Source organism: Acinetobacter sp. YH01022, assembly GCF_013420235.1.
Lineage (GTDB): Bacteria > Pseudomonadota > Gammaproteobacteria > Pseudomonadales > Moraxellaceae > Acinetobacter.
Window position 1 is genome coordinate 1 of sequence record NZ_VOYP01000067.1, and the last position, 9,884, is coordinate 9,884.

The following is a 9,884-nucleotide window of genomic DNA, read 5'->3' on the forward strand; positions in this document are numbered from 1 at the left end:
GTGGACATTTACCTTCCCGTTTTAACCGTGATAAAGCACGTCCATATGTGGGTGCTTTATCCGTGTTGATCACTTGTGGAATTTGCCACTTCTTCACATTATTTAAAATTTTTCCAAGAAAACAATAAGCTGAATGGGTATTTCGTCTAGCAGAAAGATAGAAATCAAGAGTATGGCCACGTTGGTCAACTGCACGGTATAGATATGCCCATTTGCCATTCACTTTTACGTAAGTTTCATCCAGATGCCATAAATGTCGATCTGTAGGATTACGCCAATACCAACGTAAACGTTTTTCCATTTCTGGAGCATAACGCTGAACCCAGCGATAAATTGTGGTGTGATCAACATTCACTCCACGTTCGGCCAGCATTTCCTGAAGTTCACGATAGCTGATGCCATATTTACAATACCAACGAACAGCCCAAAGAATGATTTCACCTTGAAAGTGCCGACCGTGGAAGGGATTCATCTGCTGTATCTCGAAATAAATAAGATATTTAGCTTATCATGTCAGCCTATTTGCAACAGTGCCGTTCTATGCACTGGATTTTTCTATCTGGGGCTTACAGTTCAAATTTCGAATAAGAGATTTTATGTTAAATAGGTTCGATTAAGCAGATCGTCTTCTAATTTTGAACATTGCTCATCATCAATGACTCCGGTAATACTTTGTAGCCACAACCCATCTGCTGCTAAACGAAGTAACTCTAAATCAGGATGACTATCCGTTTCTGCATGTTGAGATAATCTATTTTTTAGCCATTCCATCCAAATTTTATTAAAGGTAGGCTCTGTGATCATAGTCATTGATAACGCTGACCAAGCAGAAACCACCCCATCTATTTGATGGATAAAAGAACTATGAATATAAGCTCGTGTGAATTTACCATATTCTGTTGGATCGCGTTTAATCAAGTATTCAACTGTTTGATCTAAATCAAGAATTATTTGATTGAACATTTCTTCTATCAAATTTTTTTTATTCGGGAAATGGTGAAATACCCCCCCTTTTGTTATACCTACTGCTGTAGCAATATTTTGAATAGAAACACCAGAAATACCCTTTTGAGAAACAAGAATAGTTGCCTGTTCAAGGATGCGCTTTCGAATAACCTCTGGTTGCTTCTTTTGTTGCCGAATTTCTTTCACTTAATGACCTGCTGATTGCGAAAATAAATTAATAATTATTACGCCAGATACGATAAAACCAATTCCAATTAAAGCAGGATTATCTAGTGTCTGTTTAAAAACAAAGTAGCCAACTACAGCAGTTAGAACAATCCCAACACCAGCCCATATAGCGTATGCGATACCTAAAGGGATTGTTTTAATAACTTGTGATAATAAATAAAATGCCGTGCTAAAAAAAATAAAGACCATCACGCTTGGAAAAAGTTTTGTAAACCCTTCCGATTTAACTAAAAAACTACTTCCAATCACTTCGGAAACTATTGCAAATCCAAGTAATACATAAGCGAGTAACACACTGTTCATAAGTAATCATACCTAAAATACCAATCGGAAGGTATGTTAAATTTTCAAAAAAAAATTATCAATAATTATTTTAGATTTTCTAAAATTAACATAATACACGTTATACGAAATGCGTTATAATTCCACTTAGAAATCAATGCTGTAGTTTCTAGTTGATAGCCCACCTTCCCCAAGGTGGGCTTTTTTTGTGATTTTTCACGTTCCACGCTTACTTCTTGAGCAATGCTCCACGGTTTTAATAAGCCCAGGTGAACAATCAGATCAGCCATATGGCTTAAAGAAGCGGCTCCAGAAGCCTCTTTTTTCCGGTTCTGGGTCTACGTGTTCAGGAACAGGGATTCGCTTGTTTTCTTTTTCAACCGGAATAGTCAATCCATCATCTTTAGGTTTGGTTTCTAGTTTTGGATCTATCGCTATATCTGTTTCAGGTTGATGATTATTAGCTGTAGTGGCTTGGGATGGTTTCATTTCAATGAGGGTCAGGAGTGTGTCGATGCGAGAATTAGCTTTTGCTTCTCTATCTTCTGCCTTTTCTAGTTGTTTCTTTAGAAACTCAATCTGATTTTTGAGTTCTTCCACTGTTTTATCATTGTATTCAGGTGTATCTAGGTTTTGTATCGGAGACATGTCAATACGTTTTGGGTGTTTTCCACCAAAAGGCTCACCATAGACACGAAGTAATTCTGAGAAGTCGATAGAACCATCATGATCACGACTTAATACTCCGTTTTTTATATCTTTGTAGAGTGTGGCCCGAGATTTTTTATACAGTGTTGCAGCATCACTAACACTGTATTTTGTACTTGTTTTCATACTGTATTACTGTGTATTTAGGAGACGTATTAAAGAATACAACAAGTGTATTCTTTAATACACTCAAGGTTTAAAGCCTAATTGCTTAAGTAACCTAAAACACCATTTCTAAAATCCTCACTGGTAAAGGTTCTATCAACAAAACGCATATCTTCTTCTGTATTTATTAAATCTCTCAAAAAGCCGAGTTGATAATCCCATTCATGATCTAATTGTATAGAGCCACTAATTTCTGAACCGTCAGAAGTCTCAATTTGGATATGAGCTGAATAACCTTTAGTATTTTTTTTAGCACTTAATAAAGCAATTGCATCAATAAGCATTTCAAATTCCTTATATGACTATAGTTTAATTATTTAGTCTCAGATTTTAATTCTGGATCCTTCACTCACTGAGAGTTTAGTTGTTAACAGCATTGTTTTTAGTAGCTGACATAAATCCCACTTTTTCTAAGTATGGATACAGTTCTTTAGCACGATGTGGATCTTGCAGCATGTCAGCTATACGAATTGCAAATTGCGGAAAGCTTTCGGTGCCTTGGGAGTACTTACTCATCTCAGGTAATTGAGAGAGTTTATTAGCAAATAAATGTCGCTGAGCCTTAGTCATTTTTGAAACAAGATCTACGGTATTTGGATCTCGTGTCGAGTTTAAATTCTGCTCTGTTTGCTTGTTTTTAAATAAAAATGAAAAGCCGTAAATTGAACGTCCTTTTTTATGTTGTTCGTATTCAACAGTGATGTCAGTGTGTTCATTAAGCTGTTTAACTGAAATATCTAGTACTCGTTTTTTTAAATCAGAAATTATCGCGTAGTCTGTTTTATCAACTCCTAATTTTTCTCTAAAATCGGCTAATTCAAAAATTGGCGTTTTACCTGTACTTCGCCACGCTATTAAAAGCTCATATAAACGGATTGCATAAGCACTACTCAGATTACTAATTTGTTCTAGCTCATATTTAGTAAAATGTTCTTCTAATCTTGTAATTAATGGAACAATGGCTGGGGAAAAAATAAGTTTAACCACGGCTTCATTCTCTATATATCTGATTTCACTAACCCATCTAGATTTAATATGTTCTATGTTTTTAGAGTTTTTTTCTTGATAGCTAAACTGACGTAAGAACAGTGCATTACAAGCATTTTTCAATGTTGTATAAGCCGTATTTCTATGAACATTAAATTGATGTGCATAACTTTCAGCATGAACAACGAGTGGGTCGTTTGTATTGATACCTTTTCCACTTTCTCTAGCTTCAACAATAGCTAATAAGATTAGTCTTTGCTCTGCTAGATCTAGGTTGTAACTAGCATTGATTAAAGCATTATCTTTGACGACAGTATTTTTCATATCTTTATTTTGACGTGATCATTTGATGTCAATATATTGACACTATATTTTGATGTCAATGATTTTTTAGGTTATGCAAGATAAACGTCCATGTATAGCAAGATAAACGTCCATGTATATTAAAAATAATAGGTTATAAAATGTCTATTTAATATATTATCTAATCTATTATTTATAATAAAAACAATAATATATATAGATATTTTAAGATAATATCTTTGATATTATGTATTTAATATTTATTAAATATCTAATATATAATCGGAATTAATAAAAATTCATTAAATACAAACACTTATTGCAATTAGGTGGTTTATAATTCAACCTTAAAATTGACATTATAATATTTGTCAATATATGCAAGATAAACGTCCATGTATAGCAAGATAAACGTCCATGTATAGCAAGATAAACGTCCATGTATAGCAAGATAAACGTCCATGTATAAGCTCTGTAACCCTTTATTTTATAGGGCTACAGAGCATCTAAAAACATTAAAAGTATTTAAAAATAATTAAAAACGTGAATCATGAAAAATTGCCCTTGGTTTTCGCTTCGCTCAAACTCTATTGAATCTCGCTTTCGCTCGATTCGAGGGGCAATTTTTTGGTTAATATTTTCGTGAGTTTTAGAAAAAGCAAAAGCAACTCGGAATTCGCTTCGCTCATAGTACTTTTTTGCTCGCTTCGCTCGGTCTAGGCTCAATTTTCTACATATGATTTACGCCTTTTTTGACTTCACAGCCTAAAAAGCTGTTTTTCAGGGAGTCTAGGCACGACTTTTTGATGTTCGCTCGTAGACACTCGCTCTGATATAACGATTAGAGGCAAAAAATAGGGGGTAGACGCGTTTTTTCACTGATTATCAAGATTACCTATATCAAATAGAGAAAATGGCTTAAAACGCAAATCAGCGCAAAATGGAAAGCAGTTTATAGTCGTACTCAGGACTTTGATCTCAGTTATTTATGTGTGATGAGGGACACACAGATTTTTAATTTCGTTCAGCAGAATCGGCTGCGTCAGGATTTTTTAAGTGAGGTCCCCACTAACCGTTTTTAAAAAGTCGGATCAAAGACTTTGATTTGACTTGTTTTCTCAAGGTTCTTGGAATTTCTGGATCCGATGCCACTCGAATCTGATCTTCTAGGTCGATTTTTACAAATGTGGCTGGAGGGTTTAGACCGCCAAGTCTATGAAGTTGCCAAACTTCATCCTCAAACCACATTCTTCCAATTCTCTTACACACTCCAACTTAATGGCGTGTCCTTTCGTTACTCATTTCAACGCTCGCCTTTCACTCGAATTGAAATGCTTCCTTTGCCATTACAGCAAAGCCCTACTAAGTCACTCTCCCACAGTTCTGTTTTCGGAAGTTGCCTCCGATTGAATAAAGACCTCTTCAAATTAAAGAGAAATCTTTAAGCAATACGGCTTCGTCATTAAACAAAACTGCTTCCCAAGTTAGTATTAAAACAGTTGTTTTCAGTTGCCTGAAAACTGGCAGAACCCGTGCCGATCTCCTACATACAACACCTACATTCCTATCTCCCCCGATCGCAGTTCCAAGTCGTATCAGGTTTATACAATGCAATATGTAGTTAATAATCATCCACGTTCACGCCTTACCCATATCGACATACACAGCCTAAAAAGCACCATGTTGACGACCTTACAGGCTTGAGCTATCCATTGATCTCGACAGCAAAACAGAATGTCTTCCGACAAATTCACTGTTCTACCTAAAATCGAGTACCGATTGCGCCAGCTTTCGCCTTGCAACCCTGACACCTCACGATGCCCTCAAAAGCCCACCTGTGGGTATAACCTACGCCCTTGTCTTTATTTTTGTTTTTGACTTGAAGCGTCTGGTTATCAGCTATTCACGAGGTTACTCATTCCGTGAGTCCTCTGACTGTCTGTTTTAATACAGGGTTTTGGCCCTTTCAGCCTAGGAGGGAAGTTACTCCCACCGCCACGTCACCGTGATCCCGTGTCCTTGTCGCCCAACTGACCTCCACCTTGGGAGTGGAGGGTGTTCATTCATCAAAATGAGTGAACAGGTAGAAAGCGGGAGTCACACCCGCCAGCCCCTAGTGTAGCCGCGCCAGCTAGAGTTTCCTCACGCACGCAGCTTCACCACTAAAGCTTCTCAAAGACTGGCAATCCTCAAGAAGGGGGAGTGTGTCTGATTCATGGGTAGGCAACCCAGGAACCAAACAGAAAAGAATTGGCTCATGGATTGGCAGTCCACGCAAAAAATCAAAGACCCTAAAAGTTTTATATTTGATCAAGTTGCGGTCGTCAAGCCCATTTTGGGGAACTGCTATTTATAGAATCTCCGAAGGTGATTCGCAATCATGCTTAAAGTCTCAAAAATTGCATTTTTGAGACTTTAAGAATTTCTTATAGAATTTTTAATAAATATCTTTTATAAATCTCTTATAGAATCACTTTATTAAAATCACTTTAAGAGTAATAAAAAAATGATTTATTACAGCTATGTTCCTAAAGATTTTACAAAACATGTCATGGGAATGATGACGAACGAATATGATCTTGTTGCTAAGAAATTCATATTGAATATGAATACTGATGAAGCAAGCCGTATGATTTCAAAATGGATTGAGCGTTATCATTTACTGGAAACAGCCCAACAAACCTATCGAAGAAGATTGAACAGTGAGCCAGTTTTTAGCTTGCTGGTTCATTTCACTTATAGTTATTTACCAGGACTGAGTGAGAGTGAATGCTGGGAAAAATTTGATAAAAATGAACCTGCTTTTTTGGTGCAAGTAGAGGCTTACCTGTTTTGTCGAACCAGTGATGCTTTCTTATTGGATGAAAAAACTCAAAAAGTTTTGAGCAAAACAGACAAACAAGATTTATTGAAGATTAACCGTAAAATCTTTGAGATCTGTCCAAGTTCAGAGTCTTTTAGTTACATTGGTGAGGTTAATCCAATCAGCTGTGGTAGATATGAACTGGTACGTCTGACCAAGCCGAAGAAAAGCATTAAAGAGCTTCAAGCCAAGAATTGGACCAATGAAAAACATGTCACAGATTGGACCTGGCGTTTGACTGATAAAGCCTATAAGGAACAACTAGAACAAGGGAAAAGGGTCGTTTTGCGGTTTCAGAGCCTGATTGAAAAAAATGCCAGTCTGGATGAGAAGAAAGCCTATTTTGAACGCCATTTCCGGGCCTTGGAGGGCTATTTAGGCTACCGTGGGGTACGTCAGCAGATCGGAAATTTGTATCACCTAGAAAAACGCTTATTCAAGGATAAATATAATCAGCCCTGGTTTGATCATGGTGCCCGGACTTTAAAACTTTCATATATGAAAAAACTGAAAAGTTCGATTGTAAATAATTCATCATATCAAGAAGCAGAAGCTCATTTTAGGAGTGTATTAACGGAAGATCTCAACAAAAAATACGAAAAATGGAAGGCGAAGTCCAATAAAACCGAGGTATAGGATGTTTTTTAAATCAATCTCAATTAACAATGGTGATAACTCATGCAGAAATATCCTGATGATTATTATCTCAGCCGCCAAGAAATTGACGATTTGAGAGCTGAGGCTAAACACGCGGCAAAATATATGAAAGCTTTTTTCGATTTTAAGACCGAAGCTCGTTATTTATTTAGTGTGACATGGTCCGCCCAAGACGGGGAATTTATTGGACTCTGTGCCGAATTCCCGTCGCTATCCTGGCTAGATCCAGACCGTGATAAAGCACGCTCAGGCATTGAGAGACTTGTCTTTGATGTATTACAAGACATGAGTTCCACTGGAGAAGCCATACCTTAATATTTTTGGAAAAATGCCTGATTCCGCTGGATGTATTCATTCAGATTATTTGAATCTAAGCCGAATATTTGAAGTTTTTTATCGACATATTTAAAAAAGAAGCAGTAAACAATGTGCATTATCCCAAGTGCCAACGCTTCCATTTTGATAACCGGAAATAGAGCAGTCGTGTCCGTAACGAGAATTTCTAATGTGAAACGATTAAAAAAATAGATGAAAAAAGTCACCAGACTCAACAAAGTCAAAAGTGCATAGGCTTTAACACAAGCCTTGCAGTGCTTATTCATTTTTTCCAGTTTCTGAAAAGTTATAGGATTCATTTTGCTCTCTAGGCAGTTAAATTTTTAAGTGAAGAAATTTCTACCGATTCTAAATATCCAGGATTAAAAAAGGGAAAAAATTTCTGTTAGATGATCCCGTGCTTTGTAAAAAAAATATCAAAATTATAAAGAGTTGAATTCTATTAATACATTGAAATTAAACATAATTTTTAATATCGACACACATGATAGCTACCTAATGGAGCTAATTTAGGTAGCTATCATGTGTGATGCTAAGCTTTAAATTTTTTATAAAATATAAGCATTTGATTTTAAATATTATTTTGTTTATGTGGCAAAAATAAAACTCAAACATTAATATTTATAAGTTATTGAAATTAAATATAAAATTCAGATCACACATAATACCTACCTTGATGTGGAAAGAAGCTATTGTGTGTGTCGATCAGAGCATTATATGTAGAAAGGTCTCTAGTTCTTTATCCTGTCTACCCGACTTGTAATATGATTCATATATCAGCTAATTGGGAGTACGGCACTATGTCAACAGTAGATCTAATTGATGAAGATGACAATGAATCAGGTATTGCTGCCAAAGCTGCAAATGTACTTCGAGACCGCTTTATTGCCGCAGCGCAAAGAGGAACAGTGCTGTATGTAGAAAATGATAATTTAATGAGTAAAACACCGAATGGTGTGCCAATTTTGGTTAAACACTTGGACGGCCGGAATCCTGACCTTGCTTACCGACTTGCTGGGCGACGAACTTTTAAAATTAAAAAACGTAAAATTAATTCGAATTGAGGCAGGCTTTTACTCCCATTCGATCGAATTTCGAATAAGAGATGTTCTGTAAATTTAGAGTATAGCCTAACGGAACAAAATAAAGTCTTAAAAAGCAACTCAAAAACCGTATTTATAGACTTAATATTTAATTTCGGTACAATATGTATTTAATTATCTAAACTCTAACGGTACAGAATGCCTAATCAGGTCGGATATATTCGAGTCAGTTCAACTGAACAAAATACTGAACGTCAATTAGATGGAATCAGCCTGGATAAGACCTTTACTGAAAAGGCAAGCGGTGGTAGCCGTGAACGTCCTCAGTTAAATGCAATGCTCGACTATCTGCGTGAAGGTGATACGGTGCATGTTCATAGTATTGATCGTCTGGCACGTAATACAAATGATCTGAACGAAATTGTGAATAGTCTGAATGATCGTGGTATAACCATTATTTTTCATAAAGAGAATTTGACCTTCAGTCATGATGTAGCACAATCGGCAATAAATAAACTCATGTTTCAGATGCTTGCTGCATTTGCAGAGTTTGAACGCTCCATGATCCGTGAGCGTCAAAAGGAAGGAATTGCAAAAGCCAAAGCGAAGGGCTTATATAAGGGAAGAAAGCGGAAGGTTGACTATGTTGAAATACGAAAAGCAATGGCTGAAGAAAATTCAACATTTAGAGGTGTTGCAGAAAAGTTTAAAGTAGGGATAGCAACAGTACAAAGAGCTTTAAAAGAAGAAACTAATAATCAATAAGGTTGATTAATGAAGACGCTTAGATATTCAAATTTAGAAAAGATCATGACCATTTATACTGAAATTTCTACTTATATTACATTTCATAATGCGACTGGTTTAACAGATATAAATAAATCAATGGAAGATTTTTGAACCGTACCGGGTTTGTCGGAGACCAAGCTTTCTGAGAGAATGTCCCGATGAAAAAAGTAAAATATACCCCTGAAATCAGAGAAAGAGCGGTTCAATTATTGATTGAATCCGAGAAAGATTATCCATCGAATTGGGCTGCGATCACCGCTATTGCTCCCTGAGCAGTATACTGCGCAAGGGTTGTACTCCTGAAACACTACGTGTTTGGTATCAAAAATATTTAGATAAACAAAATCCAGTTAAAGTACAGCAGCTTTCAGACCAAGAACGTATCAAACAACTCGAACGCGAAAATAAAGAACTGCAACGCGCCAATGAAATTCTACGTAAAGCAGCCGCTTTTTTCGCCCAGGCGGAGCTCGACCGCCCACACAAATAATGGTGGATTTTATCCATAATAATAAAGAGCTGTACGGAGTCGAGGCGATTTGTAGAATTTTACCGAT

At 36.4% G+C, this 9,884-nt stretch carries 11 protein-coding genes, 1 pseudogene and 1 other annotated feature; of the genes and pseudogenes, 5 read left to right on the forward strand and 7 right to left on the reverse strand.

Going from position 1 to position 9,884, the window contains the following annotated elements; all coding sequences use genetic code 11:
* From FTT87_RS14835 to repM, 6 genes are all read right to left on the reverse strand, one after another.
* On the reverse strand, positions 1–472 hold a 472-nt coding region (locus tag FTT87_RS14835), incomplete at its 3' end, for an IS6 family transposase (protein WP_151817486.1).
* Positions 473–594: 122 nt separating this feature from the next.
* Entirely contained in the window at positions 595–1,152 is a 558-nt protein-coding gene (locus tag FTT87_RS14840; RefSeq protein WP_005146114.1) for a TetR/AcrR family transcriptional regulator, read from the reverse strand.
* Positions 1,153–1,497 carry an SMR family transporter gene (locus FTT87_RS14845; protein WP_005146112.1) on the reverse strand — a complete coding sequence of 115 codons (345 nt, stop codon included), beginning with the start codon at positions 1,495–1,497 and terminating at the stop codon, positions 1,153–1,155.
* Positions 1,498–1,758: 261 nt separating this feature from the next.
* A complete protein-coding gene (locus FTT87_RS14850) occupies positions 1,759–2,310 on the reverse strand; it encodes a plasmid replication DNA-binding protein (protein ID WP_005404788.1) in 552 nt (183 codons plus the stop codon).
* 77 nt (positions 2,311–2,387) lie between these two features.
* Entirely contained in the window at positions 2,388–2,633 is a 246-nt protein-coding gene (locus tag FTT87_RS14855; RefSeq protein ID WP_005404787.1) for a hypothetical protein, read from the reverse strand.
* A 76-nt stretch (positions 2,634–2,709) separates the two neighbouring features.
* Positions 2,710–3,660, reverse strand: a complete 951-nt coding sequence (gene repM, locus FTT87_RS14860; RefSeq protein WP_005404786.1) for a replication initiation protein RepM — start codon at positions 3,658–3,660, stop codon at positions 2,710–2,712.
* Positions 3,661–6,145: 2,485 nt separating this feature from the next.
* On the opposite strand from repM, the gene FTT87_RS14865 reads away from it, so the two are divergent.
* Positions 6,146–7,138 carry a hypothetical protein gene (locus tag FTT87_RS14865; protein ID WP_227554861.1) on the forward strand — a complete coding sequence of 331 codons (993 nt, stop codon included), beginning with the start codon at positions 6,146–6,148 and terminating at the stop codon, positions 7,136–7,138.
* Between the two features lie 126 nt (positions 7,139–7,264).
* The gene (locus FTT87_RS14870) at positions 7,265–7,474 is read left to right on the forward strand and encodes a hypothetical protein (RefSeq protein WP_005404800.1); all 210 of its coding nucleotides are present in this window, start codon (positions 7,265–7,267) and stop codon (positions 7,472–7,474) included.
* Here the strand turns inward: FTT87_RS14870 and FTT87_RS14875 are convergent.
* On the reverse strand, positions 7,471–7,794 hold the full coding sequence (locus FTT87_RS14875) for a hypothetical protein (protein WP_104442387.1): 324 nt from the start codon (positions 7,792–7,794) through the stop codon (positions 7,471–7,473). The genes FTT87_RS14870 and FTT87_RS14875 overlap by 4 nt on opposite strands.
* Positions 7,795–8,295: 501 nt before the next feature.
* Here FTT87_RS14875 and FTT87_RS14880 point away from each other — a divergent pair.
* From FTT87_RS14880 to FTT87_RS14890, 3 genes and pseudogenes are all read left to right on the forward strand, one after another.
* Positions 8,296–8,559: a hypothetical protein gene (locus FTT87_RS14880; RefSeq protein WP_127801456.1), complete on the forward strand. Its 264-nt coding sequence runs from the start codon at positions 8,296–8,298 to the stop codon at positions 8,557–8,559.
* A 177-nt stretch (positions 8,560–8,736) separates the two neighbouring features.
* Positions 8,737–9,303, forward strand: a complete 567-nt coding sequence (locus FTT87_RS14885; RefSeq protein WP_006581699.1) for a recombinase family protein — start codon at positions 8,737–8,739, stop codon at positions 9,301–9,303.
* 182 nt (positions 9,304–9,485) lie between these two features.
* Positions 9,486–9,884, forward strand: a pseudogene (locus tag FTT87_RS14890) (IS3 family transposase); the annotation flags it as partial.
* Positions 9,775–9,884, forward strand: a sequence feature (AL1L pseudoknot). This feature is flagged as partial in the annotation. It overlaps the preceding pseudogene by 110 nt.

Excerpts from the sequence above, each read along its gene's own strand:
- FTT87_RS14845 (WP_005146112.1), bottom strand. The coding sequence starts at position 1,497 with ATGAACAGTGTGTTACTCGCTTATGTATTACTTGGATTTGCAATAGTT.
- FTT87_RS14850 (WP_005404788.1), bottom strand. The coding sequence starts at position 2,310 with ATGAAAACAAGTACAAAATACAGTGTTAGTGATGCTGCAACACTGTAT.
- FTT87_RS14855 (WP_005404787.1), bottom strand. The coding sequence starts at position 2,633 with ATGCTTATTGATGCAATTGCTTTATTAAGTGCTAAAAAAAATACTAAA.
- repM (WP_005404786.1), bottom strand. The coding sequence starts at position 3,660 with ATGAAAAATACTGTCGTCAAAGATAATGCTTTAATCAATGCTAGTTAC.
- FTT87_RS14865 (WP_227554861.1), top strand. The coding sequence starts at position 6,146 with ATGATTTATTACAGCTATGTTCCTAAAGATTTTACAAAACATGTCATG.
- FTT87_RS14870 (WP_005404800.1), top strand. The coding sequence starts at position 7,265 with ATGAAAGCTTTTTTCGATTTTAAGACCGAAGCTCGTTATTTATTTAGT.
- FTT87_RS14875 (WP_104442387.1), bottom strand. The coding sequence starts at position 7,794 with ATGAATCCTATAACTTTTCAGAAACTGGAAAAAATGAATAAGCACTGC.
- FTT87_RS14880 (WP_127801456.1), top strand. The coding sequence starts at position 8,296 with ATGTCAACAGTAGATCTAATTGATGAAGATGACAATGAATCAGGTATT.
- FTT87_RS14885 (WP_006581699.1), top strand. The coding sequence starts at position 8,737 with ATGCCTAATCAGGTCGGATATATTCGAGTCAGTTCAACTGAACAAAAT.